Here is a 21,681-nt window from a genome sequence, read left to right on the forward strand (position 1 = left end):
GGTAGTCGCCCGCCGGCCCGGTGACGGCGCTCGGCCGCGACCGGGGGCTGCGGTCGCCGCGATCGGGGCCGGAGCCACCCGCGGAATTCGCCGGAGCCGCCCCCGCGAGCGCCGACGCCCCCGCAGGCCCCCGTGACGCTCCTACGCGACCCGGGACACGGGCAGCGCGCCTGTCGGGCTCCCGCCCCCCTGGGCCCCTGCCGCCTGACAGCCCGCGGGGCCACCAGCCGGGTGCGGGCCCTCGACGGGGCCCCCGTCCTCACCGGGGCCCCCCACCACCACTCCCCCGGCTGTTCCGCTGCAGGCCCTGTGGTGCGTCCGCTGGCCGCCGTTTGCCAGGCCGGCAGTCGTCGGGCCAGGGCCGGCGGTCGTTGGGCCGGAGCGGCCGGAGGACTCCCCGGCCACCACACCCTGTCGCCCGGGCCATGGTGCAGCGTCCGGGGCGCCTCCCACCCCGGGACAGCCCATCAGCGGCACCGCGGCCGCAGAACGACGACGGGCCCCTCCTGCGCCTGGCAGGAAGGGCCCGTCGTGACCCGCGCCCTCACGGGCGACGGGCGGTGCTCAGCTGTGCGCGTTCTGCCCGCTGTAGTACTCGAACAGCAGCCCACCGACCGTGATGAGGATGGCGGACAGACCCGTGATGATCAGCCACGGGTAGAAGAACGCCAGCCCGACGGCCGTCAGCGCGGCCGACAGCGCGACACCGAACGGCCAGTAGCTCGCCGGGCTGAAGAAGCCCAGCTCGCCGGCGCCGTCGGCCATCTCGGCGTCCTTGCGGTCCTCGGGACGGGCGTCGATGCGCCGCGAGATGAACCAGAAGAACCCGCCCACCAGGATGGTGAGCCCCGCCGACAGGGCGAGGGCGGTGGTCCCGATCGGCTCCTTCGCCCAGAACCCGTAGACCACGGCGAAGATGACGAGCGCCAACGAGACGATGTTGAAGATTGCTGCTTCGACCTTCACGAACGTCCTCCCGGCTGCGTCGTGGCGTGGAACGGAGTGGGCACCGCGACGTCAGCCATCGACCTGCTGGGCATCCCGCTCGAGGTCGTACGGCTCGGTCGCGACCGAGTAGCCACCGAGCTCGGGGTCCACCTCGGCCAGGGCCTCGGCGGTCGTGGCCCCACCCTCGCGGAGCTCCAGGTAGTCCGCGTACTGCTCCTGGCTGACCACGCGGAGCTCGAAGTTCATGTAGGCGTGGTAGGTGCCGCAGAGCTCGGCGCAGCGGCCGACGTAGGCGCCTTCCCGGCCCTCCTCGATCGTCACCTCGAACACGTTGTCCCGGCCGTTCGCGTTGCCCGGGATCACGTCGAGCTTGAAGAGGAACTCCGGCACCCAGAACGAGTGGATGACGTCGGCCGAGCGGACGTAGAACTGGACCGTCTGCTCCGTCGGCAGCACGAGGATCGGGATCTCCTCGCTGGTGCCGACCGTGGAGACCTGGTCCTCCTCGTCCTCCGCGGTGTCCGCGTAGAGGAACTCCCAGTTCCACTTGAAGGCCTGGACGGTGATGTTCACGTCCGGCTCGTCGCTGCGCTCCTGCACCTTGTTCTGCACGACGACCGTGAAGAAGAAGAGCCCGGCGATGATCAGGAACGGGATGATCGAGTAGACGATCTCCAGCGGAAGGTTGTACGCCGTCTGCCGCGGCAGCTCGTCGCCCTTCTTCCGGTGCTTGACCATCGACCAGAAGATCAGGGCCCACACCAGGATGCCGACGATCAGGGCGGCGATGACCGACCAGATCCACAGCTCCTTGATGTCCTGGGACTGCTCCGTGATGCCTTCGGGCCAGCCCCAGCGCCAGAACTCGTTGTCGGGGGTGCACCCCGAGAGGGCCGGAACCCCCAGGAGACCGAGCGCGGCGACCCGCGCGAGCCTGTTGCCTCGAGCCACTGCTCGTTGCCTCCTCGTCCGCCGTCCGGACGGCGCCGGACGGTCATCCCCGGTGCTGCCCCCACGCCGATCCGGCGGGCGGACGAGCACCGACCTCAGTCTGCGGCGAGACTAGCCGACCCCGCTCGGCGGCCGAGCACCGGAGAGACCCGACCCGCGGGTCCGAGGCCGGGTCGTGATCCGGCGCGGCGGAGTCGGGTCGCCCGGGGCGCCCGACGGGGCCCGCCGTCAGCCCCCGGCACGGCCGTGACGACCCTCACGGGACGCCGGGCGCACCACCCCGACGGTTAGAGTCGGGGGGTGTTCTCCCGGCTGCTGACCCCGAAGTGGGTGGCGCTGCACCTGCTCGTCGCGGCGCTGTTCGTCGCCACCTTCTTCCTCGGGCACTGGCAGCTGACCAAGGCCGAGGACGGCGGCGGCGCCGTGAACTGGAGCTACGCCCTCCAGTGGCCGCTCTACGGGTTCATGGGGCTGTGGTTCTACGTGCGCATGGTCCGCGAGGAGCTGCGCCGCGACCCGGACGAGGAGGAGCCGGGCAACGCGCTGGTCCTCTACCAGCGGCCGCGGATCGACACCACGGGCGACCCGGAGCTCGCGGCGTACAACGCCTACCTGGCCGAGCTCAACGAGAAGGCACTCGGGCAGCGGGGTACCGGTGGCCGCTGAGCCCACCGCGCCGCCGGCCGGGTTGCCCCGCGCGCTCGCCCGCCGCGTCGGCCGGCAGGTGCCCGCGGCCCTGCGCCGGTACCGGGTCATGGCCTGGGTCGTCGGCGTCCTGCTGATAGCCCTGGTGCTCGTCGCCGTCCCGGTGAAGTACCTCGGCGGGCCCGACGAGCCCGTGGCGCTCATCGGCACCGCGCACGGCTGGCTCTACGCCATCTTCTTCCTGACCGCGTGCGACCTCGCCGTCCGCGCCCGCTGGACCCTCAAGGGCGCCATCCTGGTGATCCTGGCCGGGACCGTCCCGATCCTGTCGTTCGTCGCGGAACGGATCGCCACCCGCAAGACCCGCGCCGGCGAGCGCGTCTGACCACCGTCCCGGCCCCGCCGGGACACGAGACGTCCGGAGACCTGCGCCCATGTGCGGCCTGCTGGCCTACCTGTCCACCGACGCCCCCCGGGTCGGCGAGCCGATCGTCGACGGCGTCCGCGAGGCGCTGCACTGCCTGCACCACCGCGGGCCCGACGACACCGCCGTCTGGTCCGACGCCAACGTCGTCCTCGGCTTCAACCGGCTGTCGATCATCGACCTCGAGGGCAGCCCGCAGCCCCTCCCCTACGCGCGGGACCGCTACCGGATCTTGTTCAACGGGGAGATCTACAACTACCTCGAGCTGCGCGAGGAACTCGCCGCCGCCGGCGCGGAGCTCACCACGCACGGCGACACGGAGACGATCGTCGCCGGCTACCACCTGTGGGGCCCCGACGTCGTCCGCAAGCTCCGCGGGATGTTCGCCTTCGTCATCTGGGACACCGAGACCCGGACGGCGTTCGGCGCGCGCGACCCCTTCGGCATCAAGCCGCTGTTCACCGCGCGCCTGGCCGACGGCGGGCTGGTGTTCAGCTCCGAGAAGAAGGCGGTCCTGGAGCTGCTGGGCGGCAGCGCGGCCGCGGGCGGGGTCGACCCCGCCTCCCTGCAGCACTACCTGACCCTGCAGTACGTGCCGGAGCCGGCGACGCTGCACCGCGGCATCCGGCGGATCGAGAGCGGCACCAGCTTCACCGTCGTCGACGGCGAGCTGCGCACCAGCCGCTACTTCCACCCGGCGTGGCGGCCGCAGCCGGTCCCGGCCGGCCGGGAGCAGGAGCTCTACGACCGCATCGCCGCCGCGCTCGACGAGTCGGTCGCCAAGCACATGCGCGCCGACGTGACCGTGGGCTCGTTCCTCTCCAGCGGCATCGACTCGACCGCCATCGCGGCGCTCGCCCACCGCTACAACCCCGACCTCATGACGTTCACGGTCGGCTTCCAGCGGCAGGCGCAGTCGGAGATCGAGATCGCCGCCGAGTCCGCGCAGATCCTCGGCGTCCGGCACGTGCCGGTGGAGGTGACCGCCGAGCAGTTCGCCGAGGCGATCCCCACCGTCGTCTGGTACCTCGACGACCCGGTCGCCGACCCGGCGCTCGTGCCCCTGTACTTCGTGGCGCGGGAGGCCCGCAAGCACGTCAAGGTCGTGCTCTCCGGCGAGGGCGCCGACGAGCTGTTCGGCGGCTACACGATCTACCGGGAGCCGATCAGCCTGGCGTGGGCGTCGAAGCTCCCGCCGGTGGGCCGCCGCGCGATGGCCCGCCTCGCCGACCTGCTGCCCGAGGGGGTCCGCGGGCAGGACCTGCTGCGGCGGGCCTCGATGCCGCTGGAGCAGCGCTACTACGGCAACGCCCGGAACATGCGCGACGACGAGCTCGCCGCTCTGCTGCGCGGCCACGACCCGGACCTGTCGCACGTCGCCGTCACCGAGGACCTGTACCGGCAGACCCGCGAGGCCGGCTACGACGAGGTCACCGCGATGCAGTACGTGGACCTGTTCACATGGCTGCGCGGCGACATCCTGGTCAAGGCCGACAAGGTCACGATGGCGAACTCCCTCGAGCTGCGCGTGCCCTTCCTCGACCCCGAGGTGTTCGCCGTCGCCAGCACCATCCCCGTCGGTCAGCGCGTCCCGCGGCGCGGGGACGCGACGAAGTACGCGCTCCGCCAGGCGATGGCCCAGATCGTCCCGCCGAGGATCATGAACCGGCGGAAGCTGGGCTTCCCCGTGCCGACGGCGGACTTCCTCGCCGGCCCGCTGCACGACTGGGCGCGCGACATCGTCACCGACAGCCAGACCGACGAGTGGCTCGACCGCGACCACGTGCTGGGGCTGCTCGACCGCCTCCGCCGGGACGAGGTGCCCAGCAAGCGCGTGGCCCGGCAGGTGTGGGAGGTGCTGGTCTTCATGGTCTGGCACGGGATCTTCGTCGAGGAGCGGATCCGGCCCGAGATCCCCGAGACGGTCTACCCGGTCAGGCTGTAGCCCGGAACGACGGAGGCCCGGCTCCCTCGCGGGAGCCGGGCCTCTGTCACATCTGGATCGACCCCGCGACGGGGTCCTTCCTCAGCTGAACGAGTCCCCGCAGGCGCAGGAGCCCGTGGCGTTCGGGTTGTCGATCGTGAAGCCCTGCTTCTCGATGGAGTCGACGAAGTCGATGACCGCGCCGCCGAGGTAGGGGCCGCTCATCCGGTCGACGATGACCTCGACGCCGTCGAAGTCGAAGGTCTGGTCCCCGTCCATGAAGCGCTCGTCGAAGAAGAGCTGGTAGCGCAGACCCGAGCAACCGCCGGGCTGAACCGCGATGCGCAGCCGCAGATCGTCGCGGCCTTCCTGGTCGAGCAGCGCCTTGACCTTGCTGGCAGCCGTCTCGCTCAGGACGACGCCGGTCGCCGTGGTGTCCTGCACCGTCATGTGTGTTCCTCCCACGTTCGAGTGGTGCCTGCTGCAGCAGGTCCCGCGTCAGACAAACACCGCCGCAGCGGGTCCTCTTCCCACTGTACGGCGCCCCGCCGCGGCAGGAGGGGATCGGCGGGATCCCCACGTAGACTCGTTCGCGTGAAGCTCCGTCTGCCCGGCCGCCGCGACCGCACCGAGGCCGTGCCGGACACGCCCGCCGATCTGACCGTCGACCTCGTCAAGGCATCCGGCAAGGGGCGCCCGACACCCCGGCGCAACGAGGCCCAGGCCCGCCGCCCCGGCCCGCCGCCGCCGCCCCCGGCCACCCGCAAGGAAGCCCTCAAGCGGATGCGCGAGCAGCAGGCCTCCCGCCGCTCCAGCACCCGCGAGCGCCTGGCGATGGGCGACGACTCGTACCTGCCGGCGCGCGACCGCGGCCCGGTCCGCAAGCTCGTCCGCGACCTCGTCGACACCCGGCGCAACCTCGGGTCGTTCTTCCTGCCGGTCGCGGCCCTGATCCTGGTGGGCTACTTCGTCCCCAACCCCGCGGTGCAGGGGTACACCGTCCTGATCTGGATGGCCTACTTCCTGGTCTTCATCGGCGACTCGTTCGTGCTCGGCCGTCGGATCTCCAAGACGGTGCGAAGCCGCTTCCCCGACGGCCAGCACAAGATGAAGGGTCTGGTCTGGTACGGCATCAGCCGCTCCACGATGATCCGCCGCTGGCGCTTCCCCAAGCCCGAGGTCGCGGTCGGCCAGCAGGTCTGAGCCCTCCGGGCCCCACCGCTCGCGAGCTCGCGGCGAGCCTCTGCTGCACGGCCGCGCCGCGCTGACCTCAGGCGCTCGGGTCTAGTTTCGGGACGTGGAGTACCGACGCCTCGGCCGTTCCGGCCTGACCATCAGCGAGATCGCCTACGGCAACTGGCTCACCCACGGTGGACAGGTCGAGGAGGACGCGGCCCAGGCCTGCGTCGCCGCCGCCCTCGACGTCGGCATCACGACCTTCGACACCGCCGACGTCTACGCCGGCACGCGCGCCGAGTCCGTGCTCGGCCGGGCCCTGGCCGGCCAGCGCCGCGAGGGGCTGGAGATCTTCACCAAGGTCTACTGGCCGACCGGCCCGGGCCGCAACGACCGCGGCCTGTCCCGCAAGCACATCACCGAGAGCTGTCACGCGTCGCTGCGCCGGCTGCAGACCGACTACCTCGACCTCTACCAGGCGCACCGGTACGACACCACGGTGCCGCTGGAGGAGACGATGACCGCCTTCGCCGACCTGGTGCGGCAGGGGAAGGTGCTCTACATCGGCGTCTCGGAGTGGCGGGCCGACGAGATCGCCGCCGGCGCCGCGCTCGCCCGCGAGCTCGGCGTGCAGCTCATCAGCAACCAGCCGCAGTACTCGATGCTCTGGCGCGTCATCGAGGACGCGGTCGTGCCCACCTCCGAGCGGGAGGGCGTCGCCCAGATCGTCTGGTCGCCGCTGGCGCAGGGCGTGCTGACCGGCAAGTACCGCCCCGGCGAGGCGCCGCCGGCCGGCTCGCGGGCCGCCGATCCGGAGATCGGGAACATGGTCCGCGGCTTCCTCGGCGACGAGACGCTCACCCGCGTGCAGGGCCTGCGAGCCGTCGCGGACGACGTCGGCCTGTCCATGGCGCAGCTGGCGGTCGCCTGGGTGCTGCAGAACCGCAACGTCGCCGCCGCGATCATCGGGGCCAGCCGACCCGAGCAGGTGCACGACAACGTGGCCGCCGCCGGCGTACGGCTCGACGACGACGTGCTGACCCGCATCGACGAGGTGCTCGGCGACGTCGTGGAGCGCGACCCCGCAAAGACGATGCGCGGCTGACCGCGGCCTAGCTGGGCGCGAGCCCCATGGGGCCGTACACGCGGGTCCCGCCGTCGAACAGCGAGACGGCGTGCACCCCGCGGGCCAGCAGGTCGCGCCAGTTCTCGCCGAGCCAGGACTCGGCGTCGCCCTGGTTGTCCGCGGAGGGCACGGTCACCCCGACCGACGCCGGGTCGACCGTCTCCCCCGCCGGGTTCTCCAGCCGCCACGTCCAGGTCATGCCGGCGAGGCTAACCACCCCGTGGACGCCGGCCCGCCGCGACCCGATCGGGACCGCCATCCGGGTTACGCCGGCGGAGCTGCGGGCATGCAGGTCCATCGACCGCCCCAGACCCGGAGGACCGATGACCGCCCCCACACCCACCGGCGCCTCCCGCGCGACGCCGCCCCCGGCCGCGCCGCAGGACGCCTCCACCGGCGAGCTGATCAGCCGGCTGACCGAGCAGATCAGCACCCTCGTCCGCGACGAGGCCCGGCTCGCCCAGGCCGAGGTCACCCAGAAGGCCAAGCGCCTGGGGATCGGCGCCGGCCTGTTCGGCGGGGCCGGCCTCGTCGCCTTCTTCGGGCTGGCGGTGCTGATCAGCGCCGCCGTCCTGGGTCTGGCCGAAGCGCTGCCGGGGTGGCTGGCCGCCCTCGTCGTCGCCGTCGTCCTGTTCGCCGTCGCGGGCGCCCTCGCACTGCTGGGCAAGAAGGACGTCCAGCAGGGCAGCCCGCCCGTCCCCACCCAGGCGATCGCCAGCACCAAGGCCGACATCGCCACGGTCAAGAAGGCGGCCTCCCGATGAGCGACCCCACCGGAACCGGCCCCGCGGACGCCGCCCCCACCGACCCCGACGCCATCAAGGCCGAGATCGAGCAGACGCGTGCCCAGCTCGGCCGGACCGTCGACGAGCTCAGCTCGCGCCTCGACGTCCCCGCCCGGGCCAAGGAGGGCGCTGCGCGCGCCAAGGACACCGCCGTCGAGACCTACCGGGAGAGCCCGCCCGCGGTGATCGGGGCGGGCGCCGCGGTCGTGGCGCTCCTCGGCCTGCTCGTGTGGCGCCGCCGCACCCGGGACGTGCGCCGCGCGAAGCGCCAGGCCAAGCGGGAGGCGAAGCTCCTGGCCGCTCGGCGTGCCGCGACTGAGAAGGTGGTCCGGAAGACCAAGGCGAAGGCCCGGCGGGCCGCGAGGAGGGCGAAGTGAGCCGTAAGAACGCGACGTCCGAGAAGGCGATGGCCAGGGACGCGAGCACCGGTGAGGTGCGCAAGAAGAGCAAGGGCAGCAAGCTGCTCTATCGCCCCGTCGGCCTCCTCGGCGGCATCGCCGCCGGCATGATCTCCGGGGCGGTGTTCAAGCAGGTCTGGCGCCTCGCGGCCAACGAGGACGACGCCCCCGGCGCCCTCCAGAGCGAGTACCGGATGCGCGAGGTCGTGATCGCCGCCGCCCTCCAGGGTGCGATCTTCGCGGCGACCAAGGCGGCCATCGACCGGGCCGGCGCGCGCGGCTACAGCAAGCTCACCGGTAGCTGGCCCGGCGACTGATGGCGGACAGGCCGCGCGAGAGTTCCGTCGACCGGATCCGCGAGCGGGTCGAGGAGAAGGCGGCCCGGCGGGCCGCGGCGGCGCGGGCGGCCGCCGAGCGCGCCGCCGGCCGCGAGCCGGCGCGGGACGGCACCGGCCTGCCCCCCGGGTCACCGGACGAGCGCGCGCTGCCGGGCCTGCACGCGGACCAGCCGACGGCGATCCCGTGGGCGGGCTGGAAGCAGATCGTCAAGCGCGCCTGGGCCGAGAACAAGGCCGACAACATGCCGATCATCGCCGGCGGCGTGGCCTTCTTCGCCTTCCTCGCGATCTTCCCGGCGCTGATCGCGACCATCTCCCTCTACGGGCTGGTCGCCTCGCCGGAGACGGTCGCCCGCCAGGTCGAGGAGATCTCGGAGCAGCTGCCCGCCAGCGCGGCGGACATCATCGGCGACCAGCTCACGGCGATCACCAGCAACGCCGGGGGCGCGCTCACGGTGAGCTTCATCATCTCGATCGCCGCCGCGCTGTGGAGCGCATCGGGTGGTGTGAACAACCTGGTCCAGGCGGTGAACATCGCCTACGACGAGGCCGAGACCCGCGGCTTCGTCAGGCTCCGCGCGCTGTCGCTGACACTGACCCTGGGCGCGGTCGCCTTCGTGCTGGTGACGTTCGGGCTCATCGCCGTGGTGCCTGCGTTGCTCGACGCGCTGCCTCTGGGCATCGTCGGCACCGTGCTGGCCCAGGTCGTGCGCTGGGGGCTGCTGCTGGTGGTCGTCGCCGCGTCGCTCGCCGTCCTGTACCGGGTGGCGCCCGACCGGGACTCGCCGCGACTGACCTGGGTGAGCCTCGGCTCGGTCGTCGTCACGGTCGTCTGGGTGGTCATCAGCCTGGCGTTCAGCTTCTACGTGGACAACTTCGGGTCCTACAACGAGACGTACGGGGCGATCGCCGGCGTCATCGTGCTGATGCTGTGGCTGTACCTGACCTGCTACCTGGTGCTCCTCGGCGCGGAGATCAACGCCGAGACCGAGCACCAGACCTCGCGGGACACCACCGACGGGGATCCGGAGCCGATGGGTCGGCGCAACGCCGTCGTGGCCGACACCCTGCCCGCCGACCCGGTGCCGGCAGAGGATCGCAAGTCCTGAGGGCCCGCCTCAGCGGACGTGCGACTCCACGAACGGCGGCCGCACCACCGTGACCGGCTGGGGCCGGCCGCGGACGTCGACGGCGAGCTCGGCGCCCTCCTCGACGCCTCCCACCGTGTCGAGGAGGGCCAGGCCGATCCCCGTGCGCAGCGACGGCGAGAAGGTGCCGCTGGTGACCTCGCCGACCCGCTCGCCCGCGGCGTCGAGCACCGCCATCCCCGGCCGCGGGATCCCCCGGCCGGTCGCCCGCAGGCCCCACAGCTGCCGGACCGGACCGGCCTCCCGCTCGGCCAGCAGCGCCTCGCGCCCCCAGAACGCCGGCTTGCGCCAGCCGACCGCCCAGCCGCTGCGCGCCTGGTTCGGCGTGATGTCGCGCGACAGCTCGTGCCCGTGCAGCGGGTAGCCCATCTCGGTGCGCAGGGTGTCGCGCGCGCCGAGCCCGCACAGCCGCAGCCCCTCGTCCTGCCCGACCTCGACGAGGTGGTCCCACAGCTCGACGGCATGGTCCGCCGCGACCAGGACCTCGTACCCGTGCTCCCCGGTGTAGCCGGTGCGGCAGACCGTCACCTCGGTGTCCCCGCCCCCGACCCCGGTCACGAACGACATGTAGGGCAGCTCCCCGGGCAGCCCGAGCAGGGAGAGCACCTGCGGCGACCGCGGCCCCTGGACGGCGAGCACGGCGACCTCCGTGTGCCGGTCGGTGACCGTGACGCCGGCCGGCGCGGCCCCGGTCAGCCGGCGGACCACCTCGGCGGCGTTCGCGGCGTTGGGCACGAGCAGGACGTCGTCGTCGGCGCGCAGGTAGACGATCAGGTCGTCGACCACCCCGCCCGCCTGCGGCTCGCCGTCGGGGACGCAGCAGAGCGTGTACTGGGCCTGACCGGGGCCGATCCGGCCGAGGTCGTTGGTGAGGCAGGAGTCGACGAACGCCGCCGCCCCCGGCCCGCGCACGGTCGCGGTGCCCAGGTGGGAGACGTCGAACAGGCCCACGCCCTCGCGGACCGCCGCGTGCTCGGCGAGGACGCCGCCGCCCGCGTACTCGATGGGCATCGACCAGCCCCCGAAGTCGGCCAGCTTGGCGCCGGCGGCCACGTGCCGGTCGTGCAGGGGCGAGGTCCTGGAGTCCACACGGGCACGCTAGCTCCCGCCGCCAGGGTCCTTCGCCGTCCTCACGACCCGCCTGCGAGGCGCCGCATAGGATCTTCCCCGTGCCGCCGACCATCACCGCCACCGACCGCCCGCTCGAGAAGGTCCCCGGGGACGCCGTCGTCGTCGGCGTGGGCCGCGGCCCGGCCGGGCTGCTGCCGACCCCCGGCGCCGAGGCCGTCGACCGCCTGCTCGGCGGCCGCCTGCTGCCCGCCCTGGCCGACCTGGGTGCCCGCGGCGGCGAGGACGAGGTCACCCGCGTGGCCACGCTCGGCCAGGCGCCGTTCCCGGTGGTCGCCGCCGTCGGTCTCGGCGCTCCGGGCACCGAGGGCCACTACTCCCCCGAGGCGATCCGCCGTGCCGCTGGTGCCGCCAGCCGCGCGCTGACCGGCCGCGGCTCGGTCGTCACCCTGCTGGCCGCCGTCGGCGGGGCGCCGGACGCCGAGCGGCTGCACGCCGTGGGCGAGGGCGCGCTGCTCGGCGCCTACGAGTTCACCGCCTACCGGTCCGACCTGCCCGCCGACCGGCCGACGCCGCCCGGCGAGTACACCGTCGTCGTCCCCGACGCCGGCGAGGCCAAGGCGCCGCTGGCCCGGATCCGCGCGGTCGCCGCAGCGATCTCCCTGGCCCGGGACCTCGTCAACACCCCGCCCAACGACCTCTTCCCGGCCGAGCTCGCCGCCCGCGGCGCCGCCGCCGGCAAGCGGGCCGGGCTGTCGGTGGAGATCCTCGACGAGGCGGCGCTGGCCGCCGGCGGGTACGGCGGCATCCTCGCCGTCGGCGGCGGCTCGACGCGCGGCCCGCGGCTGCTGCGCCTGACCTACAAGGGCAAGAAGGCCCGCAAGAAGGTCGCGCTGGTCGGCAAGGGCATCACCTTCGACAGCGGCGGTCTGTCGATCAAGCCGGCCGCGAACATGCACCACATGACCAGCGACATGGCCGGTGCCGCGGCCGTCATCGCCGCCGTCTGCCTGGTCGCCGAGCTCGGCCTGCCCGTCGAGGTCACCGCCACCGTCCCGATCGCCGAGAACCTGCCCAGCGGCACCGCCTACCGCCCGGCCGACGTCCTCACCTTCCGCAACGGCAAGCGGGTCGAGATCACCAACACCGACGCGGAGGGGCGCGTGGTGCTCGCCGACGCCCTCGTCCGCGCCGCCGAGGACTCCCCCGACCTGCTGCTGGAGACCTCCACGCTGACCGGCGCGCAGCTGGTCGCGCTCGGCAGCCGCACGGCCGGCGTCATGGGCACCGACGAGCTGCGCGACGCCGTGGTGGCCGCCAGCCGGCGCAGCGGCGAGCCGATGTGGGCGATGCCGATGCCGCCCGAGCTGCGCCGGGGCATCGACTCCCCCATCGCCGACTTCGTCAACGCCAACGCCGACCGGATGGGCGGCATGCTCGTCGGGGCGCACTTCCTCGCCGAGTTCGTCCCCTCGGGTCTGCCGTGGGCGCACATCGACATCGCCGGGCCGAGCTACAACACGGGCTCGCCCTGGGGCTACACGCCCAAGGGGGGCACCGGCGTCCCCGTGCGCACCCTGCTCGCGACGATCGAGGACGCGATCACCGACTGACCCCGGGCAATTCCGCGCTTCTGCCCGGTGCAGAAGCGCGGAATTGCACCGGGTAGAGGGGCGGGGGTGGCCTCGGTGAGCGCGGCCCCGCGCTCGACGACCCCCGCCACGCCGCGGCGGGTCGCGACGAACTCCTCGGGGTGGCGAAGGTCCGCCCGGACCGGGCCCCGGTCGAGCGTCGCGCGCCGGTTCCGGTCCGAGGTGCGCCGCCGCGGACCCCGCAGCCGGCCGAACAGCCCCGGCGCGCCGCCTCAGCTCCCGGTCCCGGGTGTGTCCAACCACGCCCGGCACACCAAACGGGGCGCCAGGCTGCGCCGTTCCCGGAGTGGCAGGATGGGCGCTGACCATCCCCCGACCGAGCGACTCGGGGGCCGCAGTAACTCGAGGAGCCACTCGTGAGCGCACCCACCTCCCCCGCCGACCTGGTCATCCTCGGCGGTGGCTCCGGTGGCTACGCCGCGGCGTTCCGCGCGTCCGAGCTCGGCCTGAACGTCGTCCTCATCGAGAAGGACAAGGTCGGCGGCACGTGCCTGCACCGCGGCTGCATCCCCACCAAGGCCCTGCTGCACGCCGGCGAGGTCGCCGACCTCGCCCGCGAGGGCGAGCAGTTCGGCGTGAAGACGTCGCTGGCCGGCATCGACATGGACGGCGTGAACAGCTACAAGGACGGCGTCGTCTCCAAGCTCTACAAGGGGCTGCAGGGCCTGGTGAAGGCCCGCAAGATCACCTACGTCGAGGGCGAGGGCCGGCTGACCTCCCCGACGACGGTCGAGGTGAACGGCCAGTCCTACGAGGGCAAGCACATCCTGCTCGCCACCGGCTCCTACGCCCGCTCGCTGCCCGGCCTCGAGGTCGACGGCACGAAGGTCATCACCAGCGACCACGCGCTGAACCTCGACCGGGTGCCCACGTCGGCGATCATCCTCGGCGGCGGCGTCATCGGCTGCGAGTTCGCCAGCGCCTGGAAGTCCTTCGGCGTCGACGTCACGATCATCGAGGCCCTCCCGCACCTGGTCCCGCTGGAGGACGAGGCGTCGTCGAAGCTCCTGGAGCGGGCCTTCCGCCGCCGCAAGATCGGCTTCGAGCTCGGCAGCCGCTTCTCCGGCGTGCAGAGCACCGACAACGGCGTCAAGGTCTCGCTGGAGAACGGCAAGGAGTTCGAGGCCGAGCTGCTGCTGGTGGCCGTCGGCCGCGGGCCGGTCAGCGAGGGGCTGGGCTACGAGGAGGCCGGCGTCGCCATGGAGCGCGGCTACGTCCTCGTCGACGAGTACTGCCGCACCAACGTGCCGACCGTGTCCGCCGTCGGCGACCTGATCCCCACCCTCCAGCTGGCCCACGTCGGCTTCGGCGAGGGGATCCTCGTCGCCGAGCGCGTCGCCGGGCTGAACCCCGCCCCGATCGACTACGCCGGGGTCCCCCGCATCACCTACTCCGACCCCGAGGTGGCCTCCGTCGGGCTCACCGAGGCCCAGGCGAAGGAGAAGTACGGCGAGGTCACCACGCTCGTCTACGACCTCGCCGGCAACGGCCGCAGCCAGATCCTCAAGACCGCCGGCGCCGTGAAGCTGATCCAGGCGCCCGACGGCCCGGTCGTCGGCATCCACATGGTCGGCAGCCGCGTCGGCGAGCTCGTCGCCGAGGCCCAGCTCATCTACAACTGGGAGGCCGAGGCGGACGACGTCGCCGGCCTGATCCACCCGCACCCCACGCAGAGCGAGGCCCTCGGCGAGGCGCACCTGGCGCTGGCCGGCAAGCCGCTGCACGTCCACGGCTGACCCACCACCTCACCCCCACCAGCGCCACCACAGCGTTCCCACAGAAGGAGCCCCGCACCGATGCCGACGTCCGTCACCATGCCCGCCCTGGGCGAGAGCGTCACCGAGGGCACGGTCACTCGATGGCTCAAGCAGGAGGGCGAGCAGGTCGAGGCCGATGAGCCCCTCCTCGAGGTCTCGACCGACAAGGTCGACACCGAGATCCCCTCGCCCGCGTCCGGCGTGCTGACCAAGATCCTTGTCGCCGAGGACGAGACGGTGGACGTCGGCGCCGAGCTGGCGGTCATCGGTGGGGACGGCGACGGTGGCGCTCCTCCGGCGTCGGCCGAGGACGCCGACACCGCGCCGCAGACCCCCGACCAGCAGGTCCAGGACACCGACGCGGCCGCCGAGCAGCCGGCCGCGCAGGCCGAGCAGCCGGCCGCCGAGGCTCCCGCGCCCTCCGGCGACGGCGACCAGGGCGGCGGCGGTCAGGGCGGCGGCGAGGGCACCCCGGTGACCATGCCCGCCCTGGGCGAGAGCGTCACCGAGGGCACGGTCACCCGGTGGCTCAAGGCGGTCGGCGACGAGGTCACCGTCGACGAGCCCCTCCTCGAGGTCTCCACGGACAAGGTCGACACCGAGATCCCCTCGCCCGTCTCGGGCACCCTGCTGTCGATCTCGGTGCAGGAGGACGAGACCGTCGAGGTCGGCGCCCAGCTCGCCGTCGTCGGCAGCGCCTCGGCCGGTGGCGGCTCCGCGCCCGCGCCCGCCCCGCAGCAGGAGCAGGCCGCCCCGGCGCAGGCCGCACCCCAGCAGGCCGCGCCCCAGCAGGCCGCGCCCCAGCCGGTGGAGGAGACCCCGACGGCGAAGCCGGCCACCGAGGCCCCGGGCGGCGACTACGGCTCCAGCGGCTCGCTCCCGTCGGCCTCGCCCACCGACGAACCGTCGCCCGCCCAGGCGGTGGCCCCCCAGGCGTCGGCCCCTCAGGCGTCGGCCCCCTCCGGCGACGCCTCGGCGGAGTCGGCCCCGGCCGGCGACGGCGGCGGCCAGTACGTCACCCCCCTGGTCCGGCGGCTCGCCGCCGACCACGGCGTCGACCTGTCGACCGTGAGCGGCACCGGCGTCGGCGGCCGGATCCGCAAGCAGGACGTCCTGGCCGCGGCCGAGCAGGCGGCACCGGCGGCCGCGGCGCCGTCGTCCGCCCCGACCTCGGCGCCGGCGGCGCGCGCGGCGACACCCTCCCCGGCGGCGCAGCCCGACACCTCGCTGCGCGGCCGTACGGAGAAGATGCCGCGCCTGCGCAAGGTCATCGCCCAGCGGATGGTGGAGTCGCTGGCGATCAGCGCCCAGCTCACCACCGTGGTCGAGGCCGACGTCACGCGGATCGCGACGCTGCGCAACCGGGCCAAGCGCGACTTCGAGGCCCGCGAGGGCGTGAAGCTGTCGTTCCTGCCCTTCTTCGCGAAGGCTGCCGTGGAGGCGCTCAAGTCCTTCCCGTCGGTGAACTCGTCGGTGGACATGCAGGCCGGCACGGTCACCTACCACGACTCCGAGAACCTCGGCATCGCCGTGGACACCGAGCGCGGCCTGCTGGTGCCGGTCATCCACGGCGCCGGCGACCTCAACATCGGCGGGCTGTCCCGCAAGATCGCCGACCTCGCGGACCGGACCCGGAACAACAAGGTCAGCCCCGACGAGCTCGGCGGCGGCACCTTCACGATCACCAACACCGGCAGCCGCGGAGCCCTGTTCGACACCCCGATCATCAACCAGCCGCAGGTTGCGATCCTCGGCACGGGATCGGTCGTCAAGCGGCCGGTCGTCGTGTCCGACCCCGACCTCGGCGAGGTCATCGCGATCCGCTCGATGGTCTACCTCGCGCTCACCTACGACCACCGCATCGTCGACGGCGCCGACGCGGCCCGCTTCCTCACCGCGGTGCGGGAGCGGCTCGAGGCGGGCCAGTTCGAGGGCGACCTCGGTCTCGCCTAGGTAAGGCCCTCCGTCCCGGGCTCGCGCCGTGCGCGCTCGGCGCGAGCCCGGGACGGAGCCAGGGGCCTCGGCGCGCGCCGGGGCCCCTCTGCCGTCTTCGCTCCCCCGGAGGTTCCCGTGAAGGTCGCCGTCACCGGCTCGTCCGGACTGATCGGCTCGGCGCTCGTGCCGGCCCTCGTCGACGACGGCCACGACGTCCTGCGTCTGGTCCGTCGCACCCCGCGCACCGCCGACGAGCACCGCTGGGACCCCCAGCACCGGCGGATCGACCCGGCGCTGTTCGCCGACGTCGACGCGGTCGTCAACCTCGCGGGAACGGGGGTCGGCGACCGGCGGTGGACCGAGAAGCGCAAGCGGGAGATCCTCCGCAGCCGGGTCGACGCGACCGCCACGGTCAGCACCGCCCTCGCCGAGGCGGCCGCCGCCGACCCCGGCCGCGAGCGCGTGCTGCTGAGCGCCTCCGCCGTCGGCTGGTACGGCGACACCGGCGACCGCGTCGTCCGCGAGAACGCGCCGGCCGGGCAGGACTTCCTGGCCCACGTGTGCGAGCAGTGGGAGACGGCCACGGCGCCGGCGGAGCAGGCCGGCGTCCGCGTGGTCACGATGCGCACCGGACTGGTCCTGGGGCGCGGCGGTCTGCTCCGGCGCATGGCGCCGCTGTTCCGGCTGGGCGTGGGCGGCCGGCTCGGGTCCGGCACGCAGTACTGGCCGTGGATCAGCCTGACCGACGAGGTCGCCGCCATCCGCTTCCTGCTCACCGCGCCGCTGTCGGGCCCGGTGAACCTCACGGGGCCGGCCCCGGTGACCAACGCCGAGTTCACCCGCGCCCTGGCGCAGGTGGTCCACCGGCCCGCGGTCCTGCCGGTGCCCGGGTTCGCCCTGCGCGCGGTCCTGGGCGAGTTCGCGCCGGTGGGCGTCCTCGCCGGGCAGCGCGCGGTCCCGGCCGCGCTGGAGGCCGCGGGCTTCACCTGGACCCACCCCGACGTGGGGTCGGCGCTGCGCTCGGCACTGGGCCGGGACTGACCGCCGCGGCTCAGCCCGCCCGCTCCGCGGCGGCGATCCGCCAGCCGTCCGGTGCCCGCACGAGTTCCAGCACGACCGGCCCGCTCGCGCGCCCCGGGGCGTGCCGCAGCACCGGTCCGTCGGGGTGGTCGGCGGGGACGACGGCGTAGGCGGCCCAGCCGTCGCGGGCCTCGACGCGCACCCGGTCGCCGGACTCCGCCACCGTCACCGGCCCCTCCACGCGCGGCGCGAAGCCCGCCAGCAGCTCGCCCGCCTCGGCCAGCCGGCGGACCGCGGCCTCGTCGGCGGCCCGCAGCGCGCTGCCGGCGACGTACACCGCGTCGAGCCCGGCGGCGTCCGCCCGCGCGAAGGCGTCCGCGCGACGGGCGTACAGCCCCTGCAGCACGGCGAGCCAGTCGGCCTCGGCGGCCGCGGCGGGCGCCGGCGAGGCGTCTCCTGCCGCGGCGCCCGACTGCGCGGCGGCGCCGACCCGGTCCGTTCCCGCCCAGCGGGCGCCCACCCAGCTCGCTCCCCCCAGCAGCACGGCCACCGCCAGCAGCAGCCCCGCCCACCGGGACCACCGCCCGGCCGCCGGCCGCGGAACGCCCGGCCGGCGGCGCCGGGCGGGGGCACCCGCTGCCGGGGCCCGCCGCCGGGCCAGCTGGTGGGTGAGCTCCGTCCGCGGGCCGCGGCCGGTGAGCCCCAGCTCGGCGTCCGGCACCCCGGCGACCGGCAGGCGCACCGGCTCGGGCCGGCAGGCGTGCCGCAGGTCGAGGGCGAACTCCGCCGCCGTCGGACGATCGGCGGGATCGGCAGCCAGCCCGCGGGCGATGACGTTCCGCAGGGCCGGCGGCGCCTCGGGGGCCAGCAGGTCCAGGTCGGGCAGCTCTCCGGCGGCGGCGACGGCGAGCGTGTCCGCGGGGGTGGCCGCGTTCCACGGTGCGACGCCGGTGAGGGCGTGGAAGGCGGCCGCGGCGACACCGAAGACGTCGGACGCGGGGCCGGGCGCCCCACCCCGCGCGACGGTCGGGTCGACGTAGGCCGGGGTGACCTCGCCGCTCGCCACCTCCCCCAGCACGCGGGCGACACCGAGGTCGGTCAGCACCGGCCGCCCCTCGGCGGTGAAGACGACGTTGCCGGGCGAGAGATCACCGTGCACCACCCCCGCCGCGTGCGCGTGCGCCAGCGCGGCGCCGACCGGTGCGACGGCCGTGACGACCTCACCGGGCCGCAGCCGCCCGCGCCGGGCGAGCAGCGCGGCGAGACTGCCGCCGGCCAGCAGCTCGAGCACGAGGGCGACACCGGCCGGCTCCCCGCGCCGCGGCTGGTGCACGACCTCGACCAGGCGCACCAGGTGCGGGTGATCCAGCTCGCCGAGCAGTGCCGCCTCGCGGGCCTGCCGGTCGGGGTCGCCGGCCACCAGCACCTTGACCGCCACGGGCTCGCCGCCGCCGCGCGGCAGCGCGCGCCACACCTCGCCCGACCCGCCGCGGCCCAGGAGCTCGACGAGCCGGTAGCCCGGCACCACGGGGGGCTCGGGCGAGGGACGGGGTTCGGCGCTCTCCTCCGGCACGGGCGGCACCGTAGGCGAGGTCGGGTCCGCGCCGCTCCGGCCGTCCACAGGCACTCGGGGCGTCCGCCGCATAGGTTCTGGGGGTGTCCGTGCCCGCCCGCGCCGAGGTGGTCGTCGTCGGCGCCGGGCTGGCCGGGCTGTCGGCCGCGGTCCGGCTGGCCGACGCCGGCTGCGACGTGCACGTGCTCGAGGCCGGCGGGCACGCGGGCGGGCGGCTGGCGACCGAGCGCGTCGACGGCTTCGTGGTGGACCGGGGCTTCCAGGTGCTCAACACCGGCTATCCGCGGGTGGCCGACCTCGACGTCCCCGCCCTCGGGATGGGCTGGTTCCGGTCGGGCGCCGTGCTGCGGGTGGACGGGCGGGTGCACCGCGTCGTCGACCCGCGCCGGCAGCCGGCCCTCGCCCTGGACATGCTGCGCGCGCCGATCGGGTCGCTGTACGCGAAGGCCGCGATCGCGGCGTACTCCGCGCGGGTGGGCTACGGACCGGTGGACCGGCTGCTGCGGGAACCGGAGACGTCGGCCGAGGAGCGGCTGCGCGCAGCCGGTGTCGGCGAGGAGGCGCTCGAGCGGTTCTTCCGGCCCTTCCTCGCCGGAGTGCTCCTGGAGTCGGAGCTGGCGACCTCCAGCCGCTACCTCGGCCTGCTGTGGCGCAGCTTCGCCCGCGGCCGCATCGGCCTGCCCGCGCGCGGCATGCAGTCCGTCGGTGCGCAGCTCGCCGACCGGCTCGGCGGGGACAGGCTCCACCTCCGGTCGAGGGTGAGGGTCGTCGCGTCCGGCCAGGTCAGGTGGGACGGCGGGGTGGTCGGCGCGGACGCCGTCGTCGTCGCCGCCGACCCGGACACGGCCGCCACCCTGCTGCCCGGCGTCGAGGCGGCCGCGCCCCGGCAGGTCACCACCCACCTGCACGTGCTGCCGGAGTCCCCGTGGCGCGAGCCGCTCATCGTGCTCGGTGGCCCGGGCGGGCGGCTGGTCAACAGCGTCGTCCTCACCGACGCCCAGGCCGCCTACTCCCCCGACGGCCGGGCGCTGGTGGCGAGTTCCACCCTGCTGCCGTCGTCCGAGGCCGAGGTCCGCGGCGAGCTCGCCCGCCTGCACGGCGTCCCGACGTCGGATCTGGCCCACCTCACCTCGGTCACCGTGCCCGGGGCGCAGCCGGCGGCGCTGCCGCCGCTGCAGCTGCGCCGCCCGGTCGACCTCGGCGCCGGCGTGTACGTCTGCGGCGACCACCGCGACACCCCGTCCATCCAGGGCGCGATGGCCAGCGGCGCTCGCGCCGCGCGGGCCGTCCTGCGCGCCCTGCGTCCGGCCCCGACCCCCCAGGAGCCCTGAGCATGCCCGCCGACGCGCCCACGATCCTCGCCACGAGCATCGGCTTCGACTCCCGCGGCCGCGGCCCCTACGACTGGGCGCCCGGGCCGGTGTTCGACCTGGCCGTCGAGCTCGCGGGCGCTCCGGCGCAGCCCCGGCTCTGCTACCTGGGCACGGCCACCGGTGACGACCCGGTGCGCGTCGCCGGCGTCTACGGCGCCTTCGCCGGCAGCGCCGTCCGGGTCAGCCACCTCAGCCTGTTCACCATGCCGACGGTGCCCGACATGCGCGCCCACCTGCTGGCCCAGGACGTCGTCTGGGTCGGCGGCGGCAGCGTGGCCAACCTGCTGGCCGTCTGGCGGGTGCACGGCCTGGACGAGGTCTTCCGCGAGGTGTGGGAGGCCGGGGTCGTGCTCGGCGGGGTCTCGGCCGGATCGCTGTGCTGGCACGTCGGGGGCAACACCGACTCCTACGGCCCGGACCTGCGGCCGGTGACGAACGGCCTCGCGCTGATCCCGACGTCCAACAGCGTCCACTACGACTCCGAGGAGCAGCGTCGCCCGCTGTACCAGCGGCTGGTCGCCGACGGCACGCTTCCCGGCGGGCACGCCACCGACGACGGCGTGGGGCTGGTCTACCGCGGCACCACGCTGGTCGAGGCCGTCGCCGACCGCCCGGGGAAGGGCGCCTACCGGGTCGAGCGCGGCCCCGACGGCGCGGCGGTGGAGACCCGCATCGAGCCCCGCCGCCTACGCTGACCCCGTGAGCGAGCTGAGCGTGATCCGGGCCGGGCTGGTCGGCTACGAGGAGGCCTGGGCGCAGCAGCGGGAGCTGCACGCCGCGCGGGTCGCCGGCACCGGGCCCGACACGATGCTGCTGCTGGAGCACCATCCGGTGTACACGGCGGGCAAGCGCACCGAACCGCACGAGCGGCCCTTCGACGGCACGCCGGTGATCGACGTCGACCGCGGCGGCAAGATCACCTGGCACGGTCCGGGCCAGCTGGTCGGCTACCCGATCGTCGCGCTGCCCGACCCGGTCGACGTCGTCGCGCACGTCCGCCGGCTGGAGGACGCGCTGATCGAGGTGTGCGCCGGCTTCGGGCTGGCCACGGAGCGGGTCGAGGGGCGCAGCGGCGTGTGGGTGCGGGCCGACGAGCCGGGCCAGGGGCACCGCCCCGACCGCAAGGTGGCGGCCATCGGCGTCCGCGTGGCCCGGGGCGTGACCATGCACGGCTTCGCGCTGAACTGCGACCCCGACATGACGGCCTTCGCGAACATGATCCCGTGCGGGATCGTCGACGCCGGGGCCACCTCGCTGACCGCCGAGTTGGGCCGCGACGTGACCGTCGCCGAGGCGCTGGACCCGGTGGAGACGGCGATGCGCCGCGTGCTGAGCACTCCGTCGCCCTACCGGCCGACCCCGCGGCCAGGAGCCGTCCCCTCTCTGCGCTGAGCGCCTTGCGGCACGCCGGCGCGGACCCCTCCGGGGCCCACCCGGCGC

At 74.5% G+C, this 21,681-nt stretch carries 22 protein-coding genes; 16 read left to right on the top strand and 6 right to left on the bottom strand.

Annotated features, from left to right (window positions below):
• Positions 1-564: 564 nt before the first annotated feature.
• A complete protein-coding gene (locus tag BMY88_RS18170) occupies positions 565-966 on the bottom strand; it encodes a cytochrome c oxidase subunit 4 (RefSeq protein ID WP_091946849.1) in 402 nt (133 codons plus the stop codon).
• 51 nt (positions 967-1,017) lie between these two features.
• Entirely contained in the window at positions 1,018-1,899 is an 882-nt protein-coding gene (gene ctaC, locus BMY88_RS18175; RefSeq protein ID WP_091946852.1) for an aa3-type cytochrome oxidase subunit II, read from the bottom strand.
• A gap of 300 nt (positions 1,900-2,199) precedes the next feature.
• On the opposite strand from ctaC, the gene BMY88_RS18180 reads away from it, so the two are divergent.
• From BMY88_RS18180 to asnB, 3 genes are read left to right on the top strand one after another with little or no spacing between them, the layout of a single operon-like run.
• On the top strand, positions 2,200-2,565 hold the full coding sequence (locus BMY88_RS18180) for a metalloprotease (RefSeq protein ID WP_091946856.1): 366 nt from the start codon (positions 2,200-2,202) through the stop codon (positions 2,563-2,565).
• The gene (locus BMY88_RS18185; protein WP_091946858.1) at positions 2,555-2,929 is read left to right on the top strand and encodes a DUF3817 domain-containing protein; all 375 of its coding nucleotides are present in this window, start codon (positions 2,555-2,557) and stop codon (positions 2,927-2,929) included. The genes BMY88_RS18180 and BMY88_RS18185 overlap by 11 nt, the downstream gene beginning before the upstream one ends.
• 49 nt (positions 2,930-2,978) lie before the next feature.
• A complete protein-coding gene (gene asnB, locus BMY88_RS18190) occupies positions 2,979-4,913 on the top strand; it encodes an asparagine synthase (glutamine-hydrolyzing) (protein ID WP_091946861.1) in 1,935 nt (644 codons plus the stop codon).
• Between the two features lie 81 nt (positions 4,914-4,994).
• Here asnB and erpA read toward each other — a convergent pair whose 3' ends face one another.
• Complete coding sequence (gene erpA, locus BMY88_RS18195; RefSeq protein WP_091946864.1) at positions 4,995-5,342, bottom strand: iron-sulfur cluster insertion protein ErpA; 348 nt, start codon at positions 5,340-5,342, stop codon at positions 4,995-4,997.
• A 144-nt stretch (positions 5,343-5,486) separates the two neighbouring features.
• On the opposite strand from erpA, the gene BMY88_RS18200 reads away from it, so the two are divergent.
• Positions 5,487-6,095, top strand: coding sequence for a DUF3043 domain-containing protein (locus tag BMY88_RS18200; protein WP_091946867.1), 609 nt, complete (start codon positions 5,487-5,489; stop codon positions 6,093-6,095).
• Between the two features lie 94 nt (positions 6,096-6,189).
• On the top strand, positions 6,190-7,173 hold the full coding sequence (locus tag BMY88_RS18205) for an aldo/keto reductase family protein (RefSeq protein WP_091946871.1): 984 nt from the start codon (positions 6,190-6,192) through the stop codon (positions 7,171-7,173).
• Positions 7,174-7,180: 7 nt separating this feature from the next.
• On the opposite strand, the gene BMY88_RS18210 is transcribed toward BMY88_RS18205, so the two are convergent.
• Positions 7,181-7,393, bottom strand: a complete 213-nt coding sequence (locus BMY88_RS18210; protein WP_091947152.1) for a hypothetical protein — start codon at positions 7,391-7,393, stop codon at positions 7,181-7,183.
• A gap of 124 nt (positions 7,394-7,517) precedes the next feature.
• Here BMY88_RS18210 and BMY88_RS18215 point away from each other — a divergent pair, with 124 nt between their 5' ends.
• Genes BMY88_RS18215 through BMY88_RS18230 form a run of 4 tightly spaced genes read left to right on the top strand, consistent with a single transcriptional unit; the run spans position 7,518 to position 9,824 of the window.
• A complete protein-coding gene (locus BMY88_RS18215) occupies positions 7,518-7,958 on the top strand; it encodes a phage holin family protein (protein WP_091946874.1) in 441 nt (146 codons plus the stop codon).
• Entirely contained in the window at positions 7,955-8,356 is a 402-nt protein-coding gene (locus tag BMY88_RS18220) for a DUF3618 domain-containing protein (protein ID WP_091946877.1), read from the top strand. The genes BMY88_RS18215 and BMY88_RS18220 overlap by 4 nt, the downstream gene beginning before the upstream one ends.
• The gene (locus tag BMY88_RS18225) at positions 8,353-8,694 is read left to right on the top strand and encodes a DUF4235 domain-containing protein (protein WP_244524783.1); all 342 of its coding nucleotides are present in this window, start codon (positions 8,353-8,355) and stop codon (positions 8,692-8,694) included. The genes BMY88_RS18220 and BMY88_RS18225 overlap by 4 nt, the downstream gene beginning before the upstream one ends.
• Complete coding sequence (locus BMY88_RS18230; protein WP_091946880.1) at positions 8,694-9,824, top strand: YihY/virulence factor BrkB family protein; 1,131 nt, start codon at positions 8,694-8,696, stop codon at positions 9,822-9,824. Before BMY88_RS18225 ends, BMY88_RS18230 begins: the two co-directional genes overlap by 1 nt.
• Positions 9,825-9,833: 9 nt before the next feature.
• Here the strand turns inward: BMY88_RS18230 and gcvT are convergent, their stop codons facing one another.
• Positions 9,834-10,952 (bottom strand): glycine cleavage system aminomethyltransferase GcvT, encoded by a 1,119-nt coding sequence (gcvT, locus tag BMY88_RS18235; RefSeq protein WP_091946883.1) that lies wholly within the window; start codon positions 10,950-10,952, stop codon positions 9,834-9,836.
• An 80-nt stretch (positions 10,953-11,032) separates the two neighbouring features.
• On the opposite strand from gcvT, the gene BMY88_RS18240 reads away from it, so the two are divergent.
• The 4 genes from BMY88_RS18240 to BMY88_RS18260 all read left to right on the top strand — a co-directional run bounded on the left by BMY88_RS18240 (position 11,033) and on the right by BMY88_RS18260 (position 17,316).
• Positions 11,033-12,544: a leucyl aminopeptidase gene (locus BMY88_RS18240; RefSeq protein ID WP_091946885.1), complete on the top strand. Its 1,512-nt coding sequence runs from the start codon at positions 11,033-11,035 to the stop codon at positions 12,542-12,544.
• A 395-nt stretch (positions 12,545-12,939) separates the two neighbouring features.
• The gene (lpdA, locus tag BMY88_RS18250; RefSeq protein ID WP_091946891.1) at positions 12,940-14,319 is read left to right on the top strand and encodes a dihydrolipoyl dehydrogenase; all 1,380 of its coding nucleotides are present in this window, start codon (positions 12,940-12,942) and stop codon (positions 14,317-14,319) included.
• Between the two features lie 60 nt (positions 14,320-14,379).
• Positions 14,380-16,293: a 2-oxoglutarate dehydrogenase, E2 component, dihydrolipoamide succinyltransferase gene (sucB, locus tag BMY88_RS18255; protein WP_091946894.1), complete on the top strand. Its 1,914-nt coding sequence runs from the start codon at positions 14,380-14,382 to the stop codon at positions 16,291-16,293.
• 117 nt (positions 16,294-16,410) lie between these two features.
• Complete coding sequence (locus BMY88_RS18260) at positions 16,411-17,316, top strand: TIGR01777 family oxidoreductase (protein WP_091946896.1); 906 nt, start codon at positions 16,411-16,413, stop codon at positions 17,314-17,316.
• Between the two features lie 10 nt (positions 17,317-17,326).
• Here BMY88_RS18260 and BMY88_RS18265 read toward each other — a convergent pair whose 3' ends face one another.
• Positions 17,327-18,868 (bottom strand): serine/threonine-protein kinase, encoded by a 1,542-nt coding sequence (locus tag BMY88_RS18265; RefSeq protein ID WP_244524784.1) that lies wholly within the window; start codon positions 18,866-18,868, stop codon positions 17,327-17,329.
• A gap of 83 nt (positions 18,869-18,951) precedes the next feature.
• On the opposite strand from BMY88_RS18265, the gene BMY88_RS18270 reads away from it, so the two are divergent.
• From BMY88_RS18270 to lipB, 3 genes are read left to right on the top strand one after another with little or no spacing between them, the layout of a single operon-like run.
• Positions 18,952-20,199, top strand: a complete 1,248-nt coding sequence (locus tag BMY88_RS18270; protein ID WP_091946902.1) for an FAD-dependent oxidoreductase — start codon at positions 18,952-18,954, stop codon at positions 20,197-20,199.
• A gap of 2 nt (positions 20,200-20,201) precedes the next feature.
• Entirely contained in the window at positions 20,202-20,936 is a 735-nt protein-coding gene (locus BMY88_RS18275) for a Type 1 glutamine amidotransferase-like domain-containing protein (RefSeq protein ID WP_091946905.1), read from the top strand.
• 4 nt (positions 20,937-20,940) lie between these two features.
• Positions 20,941-21,633 carry a lipoyl(octanoyl) transferase LipB gene (gene lipB / locus BMY88_RS18280; RefSeq protein ID WP_091946908.1) on the top strand — a complete coding sequence of 231 codons (693 nt, stop codon included), beginning with the start codon at positions 20,941-20,943 and terminating at the stop codon, positions 21,631-21,633.
• Positions 21,634-21,681 lie beyond the last annotated feature (48 nt).

The organism is Trujillonella endophytica (genome assembly GCF_900110555.1).
GTDB lineage: Bacteria > Actinomycetota > Actinomycetes > Mycobacteriales > Geodermatophilaceae > Trujillonella > Trujillonella endophytica.

What these genes read in the sequence shown, in the direction of transcription:
- sucB (WP_091946894.1), top strand. Translation starts at nt 14,380, where the DNA reads ATGCCGACGTCCGTCACCATGCCCGCCCTGGGCGAGAGCGTCACCGAG.
- BMY88_RS18220 (WP_091946877.1), top strand. Translation starts at nt 7,955, where the DNA reads ATGAGCGACCCCACCGGAACCGGCCCCGCGGACGCCGCCCCCACCGAC.
- BMY88_RS18215 (WP_091946874.1), top strand. Translation starts at nt 7,518, where the DNA reads ATGACCGCCCCCACACCCACCGGCGCCTCCCGCGCGACGCCGCCCCCG.
- asnB (WP_091946861.1), top strand. Translation starts at nt 2,979, where the DNA reads ATGTGCGGCCTGCTGGCCTACCTGTCCACCGACGCCCCCCGGGTCGGC.
- BMY88_RS18210 (WP_091947152.1), bottom strand. Translation starts at nt 7,393, where the DNA reads ATGACCTGGACGTGGCGGCTGGAGAACCCGGCGGGGGAGACGGTCGAC.
- BMY88_RS18230 (WP_091946880.1), top strand. Translation starts at nt 8,694, where the DNA reads ATGGCGGACAGGCCGCGCGAGAGTTCCGTCGACCGGATCCGCGAGCGG.
- BMY88_RS18275 (WP_091946905.1), top strand. Translation starts at nt 20,202, where the DNA reads ATGCCCGCCGACGCGCCCACGATCCTCGCCACGAGCATCGGCTTCGAC.
- erpA (WP_091946864.1), bottom strand. Translation starts at nt 5,342, where the DNA reads ATGACGGTGCAGGACACCACGGCGACCGGCGTCGTCCTGAGCGAGACG.